The organism is Myxococcaceae bacterium JPH2 (assembly GCA_016458225.1).
Taxonomy (GTDB): domain Bacteria; phylum Myxococcota; class Myxococcia; order Myxococcales; family Myxococcaceae; genus Citreicoccus.
In genome coordinates this window covers 1-16,913 of the sequence record JAEMGR010000020.1, presented here as the reverse complement: position 1 = coordinate 16,913, position 16,913 = coordinate 1, and the positions used below count along the sequence as shown (strand labels likewise).

At 68.9% G+C, this 16,913-nt stretch carries 13 protein-coding genes; 7 read left to right on the top strand and 6 right to left on the bottom strand.

Annotation, left to right across the window (positions count from 1 at the left end):
* Positions 1–2: 2 nt before the first annotated feature.
* Positions 3–509 (bottom strand): hypothetical protein, encoded by a 507-nt coding sequence (locus JGU66_26325; GenBank protein ID MBJ6764308.1) that lies wholly within the window; start codon positions 507–509, stop codon positions 3–5.
* Positions 510–639: 130 nt separating this feature from the next.
* Between JGU66_26325 and JGU66_26320 the strand changes: the two genes are divergently transcribed.
* From JGU66_26320 to JGU66_26290, 7 genes are all read left to right on the top strand, one after another.
* Positions 640–1,107, top strand: a complete 468-nt coding sequence (locus tag JGU66_26320) for a hypothetical protein (GenBank protein ID MBJ6764307.1) — start codon at positions 640–642, stop codon at positions 1,105–1,107.
* A 2-nt stretch (positions 1,108–1,109) separates the two neighbouring features.
* Positions 1,110–1,706, top strand: coding sequence for a dephospho-CoA kinase (locus JGU66_26315; protein MBJ6764306.1), 597 nt, complete (start codon positions 1,110–1,112; stop codon positions 1,704–1,706).
* A gap of 23 nt (positions 1,707–1,729) precedes the next feature.
* Entirely contained in the window at positions 1,730–2,893 is a 1,164-nt protein-coding gene (locus JGU66_26310) for an SDR family oxidoreductase (protein MBJ6764305.1), read from the top strand.
* 1 nt (position 2,894) lies between these two features.
* Complete coding sequence (locus tag JGU66_26305) at positions 2,895–3,821, top strand: hypothetical protein (protein MBJ6764304.1); 927 nt, start codon at positions 2,895–2,897, stop codon at positions 3,819–3,821.
* A 679-nt stretch (positions 3,822–4,500) separates the two neighbouring features.
* On the top strand, positions 4,501–9,087 hold the full coding sequence (locus JGU66_26300) for a myxosortase-dependent M36 family metallopeptidase (GenBank protein MBJ6764303.1): 4,587 nt from the start codon (positions 4,501–4,503) through the stop codon (positions 9,085–9,087).
* An 88-nt stretch (positions 9,088–9,175) separates the two neighbouring features.
* The gene (locus JGU66_26295; GenBank protein MBJ6764302.1) at positions 9,176–9,574 is read left to right on the top strand and encodes a MaoC family dehydratase N-terminal domain-containing protein; all 399 of its coding nucleotides are present in this window, start codon (positions 9,176–9,178) and stop codon (positions 9,572–9,574) included.
* Positions 9,575–9,576: 2 nt separating this feature from the next.
* Entirely contained in the window at positions 9,577–10,056 is a 480-nt protein-coding gene (locus JGU66_26290; GenBank protein MBJ6764301.1) for a MaoC family dehydratase N-terminal domain-containing protein, read from the top strand.
* A 9-nt stretch (positions 10,057–10,065) separates the two neighbouring features.
* Here the strand turns inward: JGU66_26290 and JGU66_26285 are convergent, their stop codons facing one another.
* The 5 genes from JGU66_26285 to hslU all read right to left on the bottom strand — a co-directional run bounded on the left by JGU66_26285 (position 10,066) and on the right by hslU (position 16,818).
* Positions 10,066–10,836, bottom strand: a complete 771-nt coding sequence (locus JGU66_26285) for a tetratricopeptide repeat protein (GenBank protein ID MBJ6764300.1) — start codon at positions 10,834–10,836, stop codon at positions 10,066–10,068.
* Positions 10,837–12,681 (bottom strand): molecular chaperone DnaK, encoded by a 1,845-nt coding sequence (gene dnaK, locus JGU66_26280; protein ID MBJ6764299.1) that lies wholly within the window; start codon positions 12,679–12,681, stop codon positions 10,837–10,839.
* Between the two features lie 17 nt (positions 12,682–12,698).
* On the bottom strand, positions 12,699–14,060 hold the full coding sequence (locus JGU66_26275) for a DnaJ domain-containing protein (GenBank protein ID MBJ6764298.1): 1,362 nt from the start codon (positions 14,058–14,060) through the stop codon (positions 12,699–12,701).
* 100 nt (positions 14,061–14,160) lie between these two features.
* Positions 14,161–15,375, bottom strand: coding sequence for an aspartate aminotransferase family protein (locus tag JGU66_26270; protein MBJ6764297.1), 1,215 nt, complete (start codon positions 15,373–15,375; stop codon positions 14,161–14,163).
* Positions 15,376–15,420: 45 nt separating this feature from the next.
* Entirely contained in the window at positions 15,421–16,818 is a 1,398-nt protein-coding gene (gene hslU / locus JGU66_26265; protein ID MBJ6764296.1) for an ATP-dependent protease ATPase subunit HslU, read from the bottom strand.
* Positions 16,819–16,913 lie beyond the last annotated feature (95 nt).

The following is a 16,913-nucleotide window of genomic DNA, read 5'->3' as shown; positions in this document are numbered from 1 at the left end:
GGCTACTTCCTGGCGCTCGCGGGGGGCGGCGTGGAGGGGGGCGCCTCGGCCCGGGCGGCCTTGCGGGTGCGCTCAGCGGACCAATGGTCGATGGCCTTGAGCGCGTCCTTGAAGTCGAACGGTCGGAGGGAGGGCGAGGAGGCGTCGTGGCACGTCCGGCACATCTTCTCGGACGGGTCCACCAGCCCCACCAGCCGCGCCAGCTCCGCGTCCTTCATCACGTACGAGGGCGAGTAGTACTGCCCACCGCCATGGCACGTCTCGCAGGTGACGGCGGCCGACCCCTGCTCGGTCTGGTCCGGGGCATGGCAGGACAGGCAGCGCGCATCCTTCTTCTGCTGCTCGCCCAGCGAGTCGGTGGCCCGCGCATGCTTGGACTGCATCCAGGCGTCATAGGCCTCGGGGTGGCAGCCCTTGCAGCTATCGGGACCCACGAAGTCGGCGGCCCCGGCCGCGCCGCAGACGGCCAGCAGGAGGACGGGGAGGACCTGGAGGGTACGCACGCGCATGGCCGTCGGACGTAGCAGAGGGCTCCGGATGGGGCAAGGCGTCTCGTTCGTGATTGAATGTCCGATGCCCATGCACGTTTACAGGGAAGGGCCTTGAGTCGTGCCGGTCCGATCCGTTAGGGGAGCCGTGATGCGTACCTTCGCCCTCGTCGCCATCCTCTTCGCCGCCGTGCCCGCCGCCGCCAAGCCCTGGCAGGGCATCGAGCCCGGGGTCTCCAAGCGCGAGGAAGTCCTCAAGAAGTTCGGTGAGCCCTCGCGCACCGTCACCCAGGACGGCAAGGAGGTCATCGCCTACTTCTCGAAGGAAGCCATCAAGGGCACCACGCAGACCCAGTTCAAGGTGGATCCCGCCACGCAGTTCGTCGAGCGCATCGACGTGTTCCCCGGTCCTGTCATCGACAAGGAGACCATCGAGAACAGCTACGGCCCGGCCTGCCCCGCGGGCCCCGCGCCGGCCACGCCCTGCTACCTGCGCAAGCTGACGGACGACTTCCGCACCTACTTCCTCTACCCCAAGCTGGGGCTGGCCATCTTCTTCAACGAGGACGGCAAGACGGTGCACTCGTTCATCTTCACCACGCAGAAGGCCGCGAAGTAGCCGTGCACGTCTTTGGACTGACGGGCGGCATCGCGTCCGGCAAGAGCACCGTCACGCGGATGCTCCGCGAGCTGGGCGCGCAGGTGGTGGACGCGGACGTGCTCGCCCGCGAGGTCGTCGAGCCAGGCACCCCGGGCCTCGCCGCGGTGGCCGCGCGCTTCCCCGGCGTGGTGGGCCCGGATGGACGCCTGGACCGAGCGAAGCTGGGCGCGCACATCTTCGCCACCCCTTCCGAGCGCGCCGCCCTCAACGCCATCATCCACCCGCTCGTGCGCGATGCCTTCCTCAGCCGGGTGCAGGCGCTGGAAGCCCAGGGCGAGAAGCGCGTCATCTACGACGTGCCGCTGCTCATCGAGAGCGGGATGCACGCGTGGATGGAGGGCGTGGCGCTCGTCTGGGTGCCTCGGGACGTGCAGAAGGCGCGGTTGATGGCGCGTGATGGGCTGGACGAAAGCGCGGCCGAGGCTCGGCTGGCCGCTCAGCTTCCCCTCGACGACAAGCGCGTGCACGCGACGTGGGTCCTCGACAACAGCGCGGGCCTGGACGCCACCCGGGCACAGGTGGAAGCGATGTGGCGCGCCATGCTCGCGCGCGGCTGACGGGCGGGTATGCTGCGCGCCGAATGAGCGAGACGCGGAAGAAGGGCTCGGCGACGTACTTCATCACGGGCTACCCGGGGTTCATCGGCAAGCGGCTGGTGGAGCACATCGCGAGGGAGGACCCCAAGGCGCACATCTACGCGCTGGTCCAGCCCAAGGTGCTCAAGGAAGCGCAGAAGCACGCGGCGCACATCCAAGGCGCGCGGGTGGAGCTGCTCACCGGCGACGTGGTGGACATGCACCTGGGCCTGTCCGGCGAGGAGTACCAGCACCTGTGCGAGCGGGTGACGGATGTCTTCCACCTCGCCGCGGTGTCCCAGCTGGGCGTGGCCAAGGAGACCGCGTGGCGCGTGAACGTGGACGGCACGCGCAACATGCTGGAGCTGGCGCGCGACTGCGAGCACCTCGCGCGCTTCAACTACTTCTCCACCTGCTACGTGTCCGGCGACCGGGTCGGCGTCATCGCCGAGGACGAGCTGGATCGCGCCCAGGGCTTCCGCAACGCCTATGAGGAATCAAAGTTCCAGGCGGAGCGGCTGGTACAGCGCGCGGCGGCCACCCTGCCCGTGACGGTGTACCGGCCGTCCAGCGTGGTGGGCGACTCGCGCACGGGGGAGATTGATCGATTCGAGGGGCCCTACTACCTGGGCATCCTCCTGGTCACCTCGCCGCTGGTGGTGCCGCTGCCCTTGCCGGGCAATGGCGTGGCGCCGCTCAACGTGGTGCCGGTGGACTTCGTCGTCGAGGCGGTCTGGCGGCTGTCCAAGGATCCGCGCGCGGCGGGCCGCACGTTCCACCTGGTGGACCCCAACCCCATGAGCGCGCGGCGCGTGTACGAACTCATCGCGGAGAAGGCCAACAAGCGCCTGCCTCGCTTCAACCTGTCGGCGCGCGCGGCGGACGTCATGCTTCGTCTGCCCTTGCTTGAAAAGCTCGCGCGGCCCCAGCGCGCGGCCATCAGCTATGTGAATCACCTGGCCATCTACAATTGCCACAACACGCTCGAGCTGCTGGACGGTACGGGCGTGCGGTGTCCCCCGCTGTCTTCCTATCTGGAGCAGCTGGTGGCCTACGTGCGCGAGCAATACAAGCAGCGGCGTGAGGGCGCGGAGGTGGAGGATCCGCTGGATCACGGACCGTTCGCGGCGGTTGAAGAAACCGGCCCCACTCCGCGTCCGGGACGCTGATATGAATTTCCGCTCCCCTGCCCTGCTCGCCGCCGCGCTCCTGTGCGGCGCGGGATGTACCGTGAAGGACGCGTCGGATCCGTGCTCCCCCAATCCCTGCCGGGACGCGAACCGAGGCCAATGCGTGGTCGAGTCGAACGAGGCCCGCTGTCTGTGTGACACGGGCTTCGTGGCGCGCCCCAACGGGACCTGCGAGCCCGTGAGCGCGGCCAACTGCGCCGAACACTTCGGGGATGCCGCGGAGCCGGATGACTGTCAGGCCCGAGCGCGGACCCTGGCGCCGGGCTCCGCGGTGCATCAACAGACCATCGAGCCCATTGGCGACTTCGACTTCTTCCGGGTGGATGGCCAGCTGGGACACATCTACAGCGTGACGGTGAAGCCCTCGGGCAGCCTGATGCCGCGCGTGGATGCGTTCGATCAGGGCGGCCAGTATCTCGGCACGCACGAGAGCACGGGGCAGGCGGTGCTTGGATTCAAGGCCCGGAGCGCCGCGCCGTATTTCCTCCGTGTCAGTCATTCGCCCGTGGACATCTCGGCCGCCGTCGGCGCGTACGCGCTGACGCTCACCGACGTGGGAATGGATGACCACGGCGACCTCCCGAGTGAGGCCACGTCGCTGACGCCGGACAGCTTCGACACGACGAGCCCGCAAGATCACTTCGGTCGCTTCGAGTACCAGTACGACGACGACTGGTTCCGCTTCAGCGCGAGCAGCACGCGCCACTACCGGATCACCTTCCAGGGCCCGCAGGACCGCGTCCTGCCCGTGGTCGCCGTGTTTGGGAATGGCGACACCAAGAATCCGCTCTTCACGGAGCAGAACCCGACGATCGACTTCACCGTGCCTACCAGCGGAACCGTGTACCTGCGCATGTATCTGCCCAGCGGACAGGGCAGCTACGGGTTCCACATCTACGAGGGCTGACCTCCGCCCTCACCCGAAGCCTCCCCGCCCACCCCAGGCGTGAAGCCAGGAGCCGCGGCACCGCCCGGCCTCCGCCTGGGCACCACGCGCCCATCAAATCCACACATCCCACGCGCGACTCCGAGACATCCCCCCAAAACAAGACATCAAGCCACGCCCTTCTCGAATTTCGATTTGGGCCGACCGCGTTTGCGACGAAACCAGAACTCACCTTGTTACAGCAGCACCAGAAACAAAGCCCGATTCATCGTGATTCCACGAATACCCAGACGGAATGTTGCGGGCCCCCTCTTCTCAACGTTCCAGCGTCCTGGTTAGCATGCGCCTTCACTAGAACGAATTGCCGTGAACAGCACGGCTGAAGGCTCGGCCGTGGAGCGCAGTCGATTGGCGGATACCAGTCACAGACCGTCGCAAGTGATACACCGACCGTCAGAGCTCGCACGGCTTCGCGCGAGCACCCTGGGCCGCCCGCTACACCTCTCATGTTTCACGCCGCCCCCCGCCCGTCACATGTGTCGCGACACTGCGACAAGACAGGCTTGGGGGCGTTCTCATTCCGGCTGACTTTTCTCAGCCCGGACCCGTAGGCGCCCCCTCGCCACCCCCGGCTGGGGTGCGCCTGCCGTCGTGCAGCAACGCAGTACGCAGTGGTTCTCACCCCCCAGAAGGAAGGCGCATGCGTCTCAGGGAAAAACTGTTGACCAGCCTGCTGCTGGTGCCCGTGGCCGGCACCAGCGCGTGGGCCAAGGAGCGGTCGAATTACGACGCGTTCCTGGAGCAGCGTGATTCTCGTCCCCTCGCCGTGGATGCATCCTCGGCGGCGGCCCGAGGAATCAGCATCGAGCAGACCGAGGCCCGGCTCGGCGTGCCCACGTTCGTGTGGGCCAACTCGAATGGCTCGGCGAGCCGGTCGGTCATCCAGACCCAGGCCGTGATGCGTCCCGAGACCGCCGCGCGCGCGCACCTGCAGAACGTCGCGGATGCCTACCGGCTGACCCGCGATGACGTGGCCGGCGCGAACCTGCGCGCCATCCACCAGACGGGTCAGGGCGCGGTCGTCGCGACCTTCAACCAGTCCATCGACGGCGTCGAGGTGTTCCGCAACGAGGTCAAGGTCGTCATGGACCAGAACCTCGGGCTCGTCGCGGTGTCCGGCTACCTGGCCCCCACCGAGATGTCCCTGGCCGCGCGCACCAGCGCTCGCACGGGCGCCTTCCGCTTGAGCGCCGCGGACGCCGTCGCCGCCGCCTTCAAGAACAGCACCGGCTCCGACGCGGCCCCCCGCGCCTTCACCAACGCCGGGACCAAGGGCGACTACACCTTCTTCGAGATGGACGAGGGCGCGACCTCGGCCCTCCCCCAGAAGCTGGTGTCCCCGGCCCGCGCGAAGAAGGTCTTCTTCACGCTCGCTGGCCGCCTGGAGCCCGCGTACTACGTCGAGGTCAACGCCGGGCCCAAGGCCTCGAGCAGCTCGACCTACTTCTCCTACGTGGTGTCGGCGGCGTCCGGTGCGGTGCTGTTCCGCAACGACCTGACCGCGCACGCCGCGGCGCCGTACAAGTACACGGTCTGGGCGGACACCTTCCCGCCGTACATCCCCTACGACGGTCCGCAGGGCAATGACGCGACCCCGCACCCCACGGGGACGCCGAACCGGTTCCAGGCGCCGCTGACGCTGCCGCCCAACGTGGTGGAGATCACCAACAGCCCGTTCAGCCGGAACGACCCCTGGCTGCCGGCGAACGCCACGCAGACCACCGGCAACAACGTGGACGCGTACGCCGACCTCGGCGGCGGTGACGGCTTCCAGCCCTCCACCGACTTCCGCGCCGACGTGACCGCGCCCAACACGTTCAACTACGTCTACGACACGACCAAGTCGCCGCAGACGAGCCGGGAACAGATCAAGGCGTCCATCGTCAACCTGTTCTACGTCACCAACTTCCTGCACGACTGGTACTACGACGCGGGCTTCGACGAAGCCGCGGGCAACGCCCAGGCGTTCAACTTCGGCCGTGGCGGCGTCGAAGGCGACCAGATGCGCGCCGAGGGGCAGGACTCCACCTCGCGCAACAACGCGAACATGCGCACGCCCGCGGACGGCGCCTCGCCCCGCATGCAGATGTACGTGTTCGACGGCCGGCCCGAGGTGCGCGTCCAGACGCCCGCGTCGATCGCCGGCCTCTACGACTCCAACTCGGCGCCCTTCGGTGCGTCCAAGTTCGAGATTGAGGGCACGGCCCTGTTCGCCCCCGCGGACAATGCGCTGGGCTGCACCGCCTTCGCGGCGGATGCGTTCAAGGGGAAGATCGCGATCATCACGCGCGGCAGCTGTAACTTCTCCACCAAGGCGCTGAACGCCCAGACGGCTGGCGCCATCGGCGTCATCATCGGCAACAACGCGCCCGGTGACGCCCCTGGACTCGGCGGCGAAGAGCCCAAGGTCACCATCCCCGTCCAGTCTGTCAGCCAGGCCACGGCCGCGGCCTGGAAGACCGAGACGGACAAGGGCGACACGCTCACCCTCAAGATGCGCCGCTCGCCGGACCTGGATCGCGACGGCACCATCGACAACGGCATCATCGCGCACGAGTGGGGTCACTACATCAGCAACCGCCTCGTCGGTAACGCCGCGGGTCTGGTGAACAACCAGGGCCGCGCGATGGGCGAGGGCTGGGCCGACTTCCACGCGATGCTGATGCAGGTGAAGGAGAGCGACGTCACCAAGGCCGGCAACGACCAGTGGCAGGGCGTGTACTCGGTCGCGGGCTACACCTCGAGCGGTGGCGCGAACAACGGCTACTACTACGGTATCCGCCGCATCCCCTACAGCACGGACTTCACCAAGAACGCGCTGACGTTCAAGCACTTCGCCAACGGCAACCCGCTGCCCAAGAACCAGGCCGCGTCGGGACAGACCGGCGTGGGCAACGCCGAGGTCCACAACGGCGGCGAGGTCTGGGCCACCATGCTGTGGCAGTGCTACGTCGAGCTGCTCAAGGCGCATCCGTTCGCCGAGGCGCAGGACCGGATGAAGCGCTACATCGTCGCTGGCTACAAGGCGACGCCGAACTCCCCCACCCTGCTGGAGGCCCGCGACGCGCTCTTCGCCGTGACGAAGGCGAGCGACCCCGCGGACTACCAGCGCTTCGTGAACGCGTTCGCCAAGCGCGGCGCCGGGTTTGGCGCCATTGCTCCGGACCGCGGTTCCGCGGACCACATTGGCGTGGTGGAGAGCTTCGAGGCCGGCAACAACATCCAGGTCTCGGGCTTCCGCATCGACGACTCGCAGGTCGGGTGTGATCAGGACGGCGTGCTCGACGTCGGCGAGACCGGCATGCTGCACTTCACGGTGACCAACGTGGGCGCGGCGGACATCGGCTCGTTCACGGGCGTTGTCTCTTCCGCCAGCACCACCGCCACGGTGGTCTTCCCCGACTCCGGCGCGGTGAGCATCCCGTCGCTGGCGCGCGGCGCGTCGGCCACGGTCAGCGTCAAGGTGTCCCTGGAGGCCGTCAGTGCTCCGGCTGCCACGGCGGGGCTGAAGGTCGACTTCACCTCGGCGGAGCTGCCCGATTCGAGCAAGTCGGCGGAGTACGACCCGCGCATCAACTACGACATCGCCTACGGCCAGTCCGCCACGGACACGTTCGACGTGGGCTTCGCGGGCTGGACGTCCAGCGCCAACTACGTCCTCGGCGGCAATGACTGGACGCACGGCGAGGAAGACGGCGACGGCTTCGTCCACGGCTTCAACCCGGACAAGTCGGGGCAGATCACGCTGACGTCGCCGTGGGTGCACGTGAAGGACACGGGAGACTTCATCCTGTCGTTCTACGAGCGGCACTCCTTCGAGGCCGACTTCAGCAACAGCGGCCCGCTGGCTCCGTTCTACGACAGCGCCGTGCTCGAGCTGACCGTGGATGGCGTCGAGTGGTTCGATGTGATCGACCTCGGCTTCGACCCGGGCTACACGAAGGACAGCGTCGGAAACCTGCAGGTGACGGAAGCCGGCAACACGCCGCTCAGCGAGCGCCCGGGCTTCCTCGGCACGAACACCAACTTCCCGAGCTGGAACGCGTCGAAGACGAACTTCAAGACGTTCCTCGCGGGGATGGATGTCCGCTTCCGCATCCGGATCGCGGGTGACGAGAACTCTGTCGGCAACGGCATGGACATCGACGAGGTCAAGTTCACCAACATCACGGGCACGCCGTTCGCGGCCCTGGTGAGCGAGCCGAACAACGGCGGCACGTGCAACCGCCGGCCGATCGCCCACGCGGGCCTCTCCGCGGGCTTCACCGAGGGCGTGCTCAAGAACGGCGTCCTCACGCGCCGGGTCATCACGCTCAACGGCACGGCCAGCATGGACCCGGATGGGGACGCGCTGACGTACCAGTGGACGCAGGTGGGCGGCGGCACGCCGGTGGTGCTGACGGGCGCGGACACCGCGACCCCGAAGTTCGTGGCCGACGTTCCGACGGACTCCACGCTCATGTTCCAGCTCGTCGTCAGCGACGGGCAGGACACGAGCGCGCCGCAGACGGTGGAAGTCCTCGTGGCCAACGTGAACCAGCCTCCGACCGCTTCGGCCACCGCGCCGCAGACGGTGGACGAGCGCTCCACCACGAAGGTGTCGCTGGATGGCTCGGGCTCGTCCGACCTGGACGGCGAGGAGCTGGAGTACACGTGGGAGCAGGTGGATGACACCGGCGTCCACGCGACCCTCACGGGCGCGGACAAGGCGGTCGCGACCTTCACGGCCCCCGAGGTCGATGCGGACACGCAGCTCGTGTTCCGGCTGACCGTCTCGGACGGCACCGCCGAGGCCACCGAGGAGGTGGCGGTGACGGTGAAGAACGTGGACGCGGCGCCCAACCACGCCCCCACCGGCAAGTCGCCCGGCGCGTTCACCCGCAAGGAAGGCACGGAGATCGTCTTCGACGCCTCCAACTTCACGGATCCGGACGGCGACGAGATGACCTACCACTGGACGCAGGTGGGCGGTCCGAACATCAAGCCGACCCAGGACGGCGCGAAGCTCGTCTTCACGGCGCCCGAGGTGGATGAGGACACGCAGATCGCCTTCTCGCTGGTCGTGAAGGACTCGCACGGCGCGGCCTCGCAGCCGGTGCTGTTCTCCGTGTCGGTGAAGAACGACTCGTCGGGCTGCTCCGCGACGGGCGGCTCGCTGGGTGGCATGCTGCCCATCCTGGCGATGGTCGCCGGGCTGGCGCTGAGCCGCCGCCGCAAGGTCGCGTAGTCTCGCAGTGGGCTGAAAGCACCAGGGGCGGTCCTCCGGTTGGAGGGCCGCCCCTCTTTCTTTCCAGGAGAGGTAGTCTCGCGGGCGAATGCCCTCACGAACCTTCCAGGTCGGCGACACCTTCACCCACGTGCGCGTGTGCGACCGGTACCGGCCGGCCTACTACGCGGGCGCGTCCGGTGACTTCAATCCCATCCACATCGACCCCGAGGTGGGACGCCTCGCGGGCTTCAACGGCATCATCCTCCAGGGCCTGTGCACGCTGGGCTGGGCCGTGGAGGCCGTGTCCCTCTTCGTGGGAGATCCGGGCCGCATCCGCCGCGTTCGCGTGCGCTTCTCGCGCCCCGTGCTCCCCGAGGACACCGTCACGTTCAAGGGCCGCGTCACGGCGCTCGCGTCGGACCGCATCACCGCGGAAGTCTCCGCCACCAACCAGCGCGGCGAGCCCGTCCTCAAGGGCGCCGTCGTCGAAGCCGCCATCGGATAGCCATGCCCCTGGACAAGCGCTTCATCGGCCGTAGCTACGGACCGTTCACGTACCAGTTGGGGCTCGAGAAGATGCGCGAGTTCTCGCTCATCCTCGCGGGCTCCACGCCGCGCGCGGGCACGCCCGGCGCCCCGCCCGCGCACCTGAGCCCCCTCCTGTATGACGAGGCCGCGGCCAAGGAAGGCCCCTACGGCGACGTCATCGCGTCGCCCAGCTTCGCCGTGGTGTTCGCCATTCAACCCTTCAGCGCCGCCATCGCGGACCCAGAGCTGGGCGTGGACATGGTCAAGCTCGTCCACGGCGAACAGGAGCTGGAGTTCCTGGACGTGATGAGGCCCGGCGACGTGCTCACCACGACGGGCAGCATCACCGCCCTCTACGACAAGGCGGGCCTCGACTTCCTCGTCGTCTCGACGGAGTCGAAGAACCCCCAAGGCCAGACGGTGCTGCGCGGGGTGTGGACCGCCATCATCCGCCAATGACGTCCAGGCTCAGCCCGCGACGATGACGCCCTCGTCCAGGAGCTGGGCCAGGATGCGCGCGGTATCCAGCCGCGTCATCCCGGACAGCGAGAAGAGGTCGTCGTAGCTCACCGTGCCGTCAATCTGCGCGAGCACGAAGCCCGCGCGGTGGTCCAGGTTGAGCCAGATGATGTCGTCGGGCCGCAGGCGCACGCGCGGCACGCGCCCCAGGTCTCCCAGCTTGGCCTCGAGCATGGCGATGAGCGTGCGCTCACTGCGGTCACGCAGGGCCTCGACGCGGGGTTCTTCGGGCGCCAGCTCCTGCGCGCGGCGCAGCAGGTCCACCGCGCCCGAGTGGTCATCCAGCTCCAGCAGATCCTCCGCGCCCCGCAGGAGGACATCCAGCTCGGAGCCGCGATCGCGGCCCATCCGCACCGGCTCGCCCTCGTGGCGGCGATGGTCCTGCGCCAGGAGGTCCAGCGCGTCCCTCGGCGCCCCCACCCCGTCCGGCAACAGCACGGCATCCGGAACGAACAGCGGATCCCCCGACTCGGGCGCGGAGAGCTCCGCCCAGGCCCCCCAGTCCCCTTCCAGCCCCGCGGGCGGCGGACCGTCACCCGCGAGGGCGTCGTCGGAGGCGGCCAGTCGAGCCTGGAGCTGCGCCATCAGATCGCGGGCCCTGCCGTTGTCCGGATCGAGCTGGAGGGCTCGATCGAACAGGCGCGCCGCCCCGTCCGTGTCCCCGCTCAAGCGCAACCACAGTCCTGCCTCGACGAGCTGGTTGGCGCGGTGCTGCGGCATCTAGCCCCCCGGGGTCGCGCGAGGCGAGGCGCCTCGCAATTGCGTGAGACATTGTGCCAGCAGAGCCACCGCGCGGGCCATCGCCGCCGGCTCCTCCCCTGCCCGCACCTGTCGAGCATGCTCCAATGCCTGCTCGGCGCGAGGCACCACGTCCGGCCCCAGTCCGCCGCCGCCCGGCAGCAGGCGCGCGCGCGTCAGCGCGTCCACCACGTCCCGCGCCAGCGTGTCCAGCTCCACCCGGCGCGCCTTCACTTCCTCGCTCGCGCGCGCGGCCACGAGCCAGTCGCGCTGCTCGTCCATGATGCGGCGCAGCTCCTCCTCGGTGAGCCCGCCCGACGCGGCGACGATGATGGACTGCCGCTGGCCCGTCTCGCGGTCCTTCGCCGAGACGGACACGATGCCCTCCGCGTTGATGTCGAAGGTGACGTCGATCTCCACCTTGCCGCGAGGCGCGTCGCGCAGGCCCGTCAGCAGGAACTCGCCCAGCAGTTCGTTCTGGTGCGCCAGGTCGTGCTCGCCCTGGAGCACCATGATCTTCACCACGCGCTGTGAGTCCTTGGACGTGGCGAACGTCTCCGTCGCCGACGTGGGCACCGTGGTGTTCTTGGGGATGATGCGCCGCACGTAGCCGCCCGCGATGGCCACGCCCAGGCTCTGGGGCGTGACGTCGAGCAGGAGCAGCTCGCCCTGCTGGGCCACCAGGGCATGCGCCTGGATGGCGGCGCCCAGGGCCACGACCTCTTCGGGGTGGACGCCCTTGCACGGCTCGCGGCGGAAGTACTGGCGCACCTGCTCCACGATGCGAGGCATGCGAGACATGCCGCCCACCAGGATGACCTCCTTCAGCTCGGAGGGGCGCACCTTGGCCTCGCCCAGCACCTCGGAGGTAATGCCTACCACGCGCTCGCACAGGTCCGCCGAGAGGTCCTCCAGCTTGTCGCGGGTCAGCGCGGCTTGCAGGTGCAGCGCGGCGCCGCCTCCCGGCGGTGTGCAAATGAATGGCAGACTGACCTGTGTCTCGCGCACGGACGACAGCTCCACCTTGCCCTTCTCGGCGGCATCCTTCAGCCGCTGCAAGGCCATGCGGTCCTTGCGCAGGTCGATGCCGTGCTCCTTCGCAAAACCAAACACCAGCCACTCGATGATGCGATTGTCCCAGTCCTCGCCGCCGAGGAAGGTATCGCCGCCGGTGGCCACCACGTCGAAGACGCCGTTGTTGACCTCCAACACAGACACGTCACACGTGCCGCCGCCCAGGTCCAGCACGGCGATCTTCCCGTTGACGGTGCGGCCAAAGCCATACGCCAGCGCCGCCGCGGTGGGCTCGTTGATGATGCGCAGCACCTCCAGGCCCGCGATCCGCCCGGCGTCCTTGGTGGCCTGCCGCTGCCCGTCATTGAAATACGCGGGAACGGTGATGACCGCCTTGCTCACCGGCCGGCCGAAGTGTGCCTCGGCGTCGGCCTTGAGCTCCTGGAGGATCATCGCGCTGACTTCGGGGACGGCCAGGTCCCTTCCCGCCAGGCGAACCCGGACGTCGTCGTGCTGACCACAGACCACCTGATACGCGAGCGTGCGCAGCGCGTCCTGCACCGGGTGCGAGGAGAACTTGCGCCCGATGAGGCGCTTGGCGGCGTAGACCGTCTCCTGCGGATTGGTGATGGCCTGACGTTTGGCAATGCTGCCCACCAGCCGCTTGCCATTCTTCGCCACCGCGACGACAGACGGCGTGAGCGCCTGTCCGGTGCGGTTCTTGATGACCACCGGCTGGCCGTCCTGGACCGTGGCGACGATGCTGTTCGTCGTCCCCAGGTCGATGCCAATGAGAGGTTCGGACTCAGCCATGGGAAACCGTACACATCCTAGAAGGTCCAGCGCAGCTTCTTCAGTGCCGCCCGCGCCTCCGCATTGTCAGGGTCCAACCGCACCACTTCCTCGAAGTGTCGTTTGGCCAGCTTCTTCGCGCCACCCACCAACAGGGACTGGGCCAGCAAGAGCTGGTAGTCCGCCCGGCTGGGATGTGCATCCACGGCGCGCTGCGCCAAGGCTCGCACTTCGCCGGGCTCCTGGCCCAGCTCGCGCCCCACTCGGGCCGCCAGATAGGCGGCCTCCGCGCTGTGACCATCCAGCGTCGTGGCCAAGCGATAGGCCGCGTGCGCGGCCGTGAAGTCGCCGCGCATCTCCAGCTCTCGCCCTCGCTCCACCTCGGACCTGGCGCGCTGCTCGTCGTGACGCCGCCGCGCCTCGGTCAGCAGCGCCGGGACCTCGCGGTTCTTCGGGTCCAGCGTCATCACCTGGTGGAAGTCTTGATAGGCGTGCTCGAAGTCTCCCTTCGCGGCGAAGGCCTTGCCGCGCGCGACCAGCTCGGTCAGGCGATGGGTGCGAGCCATGTAGGGATGGCGCGCGAGGCGGGCCTGCCGCTCGGCCTTGCGGGCTTCGGACTCGGCTTCGGAGAGCGGTGACACCTCGGCGCGCGGCGGCTCCGGAGGCGGCACGGGCGCAGGCGCGGGGCGCGGAGGCATGGGCGCGGCCGGGGCTCGCGCCGGCGGAGGCGTGGCCACCGGCGCGGCAGAGGCTCGCGCCGGCGGAGGCGTGGCCACCGGAGCGGCGGCTACGGCGGGACGCGCGGGCGCAGCAGGAGGCGCGGTGAGGGCGGGATTCGCGCGCAGGTACGCCTCGCGGCGCTCATCCTGGCTGAGCACGTTGTGGGCTTCGGTGAGGCGCCGGAAGATGCGCTCCATCCGCGCGCGGAAGCTGCCCAGGTTCTTGCCGAAGTACCGGTCCGGGTGGAAGCGCCGCGAGGCCGTGTAGTAGGCCTGCTTGACGTCCGCGGCCGTGGCGGAGGGCGCAATGCCGAGCACGGTGAAGTGATCCATCGCGTCGAGCGAGCGCTCCAACTCGATGATCTCCTTCTTCCGCTCGGGCTCCAGGTCCACCTGCTCGGCCATGGCGGCATCCACCGCGGGCGCGGGCTGGGCCCGGGGGACGATGCGCGCGGGGAGGATGGCCCCCTTGGCGCGCAGGGACAGGAGCGCGGCGATGGTGCGTGCTTCGCCCAGGCTGGAGCGCGACAACACCGCGTCGATGCGCTCCACGCGGCCCACCAGCCCGAGCACCACCCCTTCCTCCTGCGTGAGCTGGAGGCGAGCGGTATCCAGGTGGGGCGCCGTGGCGACGTGGTCTGTTCGGGCCCCCAGGCCGACGATCGAGTTGGGCTCGCTCAAGTGACGATCCAAGGCTGCTTGCCGGGTCGCAGAGTGTAGGAGTCCGGAACGCAGGGCGTCAAACACCCAGGCCCTCGCCCCCGAGGACGTGCCCGCCGGCTCAGAGGGCCGCCAGGACGCGTTCGAGGATGCCCAGGGCCTCGTCCAACTCCGCGTGGGTGATGATGAAGGGCGGCGCGAAGCGCACCGTCGTCTCGCCCGCGGCGTTCACCAGCAGGCCCTCGGCGCGCAGGCGAGCGATGATCGGGCCCGACTCCTGGCCCACGTCCACGCCCATCAAGAGACCCCGGCCGCGCACCGCCTGGATGCGGCCGGTGGGCAGGCGCGCCTGAAGGGCCCGAGCCCCCGCCAGGAAGTACTCGCCCTTCTCCGCGACGGACTGGAGCATCGCCGGCTCGCGCAGCGCCCGGACGACGACCTGCGCGGCGGCGGCGGCCACGAGGTTGCCGCCAAACGTGGTGCCGTGCGTCCCCGGCGCGAGGCTCGGCGCGAGGGACTCCTTGCACAGCATCGCGCCAATGGGCAGGCCATTGCCCAGGGCCTTGGCCACGCTGATGGCGTCCGGCTGGATGCCCTCGTGCATGAAGGCGAAGGGCTTGCCGGTGCGGCCCATGCCCGTCTGGATTTCATCCACGAGCAGCAGCAACCCGTGCGCGTCGCACAGCGCGCGCAGCTCCGCGAGGAACCCAGGAGGAGCGACCCGCACCCCACCCTCGCCCTGGATGGGCTCCACGAGGATGGCCGCGGTGCTGGGCCCCACGGCGCGGCGCACCGCTTCGAGGTCGCCATAGGGCACGTGGCGGAAGCCCGCGGGCAGGGGCTCGAAGCCCGCGTGGTACTTGGCCTGCCCGGTGGCGGTGACGGTGGCCAGCGTGCGGCCATGGAAGCTCTTCTCGAAGGAGATGACCTCGAAGCGCTCGGGCGTGCCCCGGTCCTTCATCACCTTGCGCGCCAGCTTCAGCAGCGCCTCGTTGGCCTCCGCGCCTGAGTTGCAGAAGAAGGCGCGCGGCAGGCCGGCGAACTCGGTGAGCAGCGCGGCCAGGTCGATCTGCGGCTGCGAATAGAACGCGTTGGAGACGTGCCAGAGCGTGTCGAGCTGCGCCTTCGCCGCCGCCGTCACCTCCGGATGACAGTGCCCCAACGCGCACACCGCGATGCCACCGATGCAGTCCAGGTACGCGCGCCCATCGGCGTCCCAGACACGCGTGCCCTGGCCACGCACCAAGGCGAGCGGCTGCTGCTTGTAGTTCTGCAGCAGGTGACGCTTCGCCTTCTGGATGAGGGAGTCGTTGGCGGTGGCTTCGGCTTGCGACAAGGCTTCGTTCCTCGGTGCGGACGGGAAGGCGCGCAAGCTAGCGCGCTAGAGGATGTAGCGCGACAGGTCCTCGTCCTGGACGATGGCCGCCAGCCGCTCGCGCACATAGTTTCCGTCCACCTGGAAATCTCGTGGCCCCATCTCGCTGGCCGTGAAGGACACCTCGTCCAACAGTCGCTCCAGCACGGTGTGCAGACGCCGAGCGCCGATGTTCTGCGTGCGCTCGTTCGCCTGCTGGGCGATGCGCGCCAGCTCCGTCGCGGCGTCGTCGGTGAAGGACAGGCGCACGCCTTCGGTGGCGAGCAGCGCGGTGTACTGCCGCAAGAGCGAGTTCTTCGGCTCGCGCAGGATGCGCACCAGGTCATCGCCAGACAGGGGCTCCAGCTCCACGCGGATGGGGAAGCGCCCTTGCAGCTCGGGGATGAGGTCCGCCGGCTTGGAGACGTGGAACGCTCCCGCCGCGATGAAGAGCATGTGGTCCGTCTTCACCTGGCCGTACTTGGTGTTGACGGTCGAGCCCTCGACGATGGGCAGGATGTCGCGCTGCACGCCCTCACGCGACACGTCCGGCCCGCCCGCCTTCGAGCCTTCTCGGCTGGCGATCTTGTCGATCTCGTCGATGAAGACGATGCCGCTGGACTCCGCGCGTGCCACCGCCTCGCGTTGGACGCGGTCCGGATCCACCAGCTTCTGCGCCTCCTCGGCCTTGAGCACCTGGAGCGCCTCGGGCACGCGCACCCGACGACGCCGGGTGTTCTTCATGCCCGGCATGTTCTTGAACAGGTCCTGGAGGTTGACGCCAATCTCCTCCATCCCCTGCCCCGAGAAGCCCTTGAGGAACGTGGGCGAGGACTCGCTCGTCTCCACCTCGACGTACTGATCATCCAGCGTGCCCGCGCGGAGCTGAGCGCGCAGCTTCTCGCGCTCGGACTCGCCCAGGCGCGAGGGCGGGGGCGGATCCGGGGGAGCAAAGCCAAACGGCGGCGGTGAGGCGGGACGCGGGGATGAGCCCCCGTTGTGGATCAGCTCCATCAGCCGGTCCTCGGCCAGCTCCTCCGCGCGCGGCTTGACCTTCTCCGTCTCCTCTTCGCGGACGAGCGCCAGGGCCGCTTCCACCAGGTCGCGGATCATCGACTCGACGTCGCGGCCCACGTAGCCCACCTCGGTGAACTTGGAGGCCTCCACCTTCACGAAGGGCGCCTGCGCGAGCTTCGCCAGGCGGCGGGCGATCTCCGTCTTCCCCACGCCCGTGGGCCCGATCATGATGATGTTCTTTGGATAGATTTCATCGCGCAGGTCATCGGGGACCTGCTGACGGCGCCAGCGATTGCGCAGCGCGATGGCGACCGCTCGCTTGGCGGCGTTCTGGCCGACGATGTAGCGATCCAGCTCGCTGACGACCTCGCGGGGCGTGAAGGCGGACAACTTGCGCGTTTCTGCCACGGGGAGACCTCTCAGAGCTCTTCGTAGGTGACGTTGGAGTTGGTGTACACGCAGATGTCCGCGGCAATGGCCATGGCATGCGTGCACACGTCGCG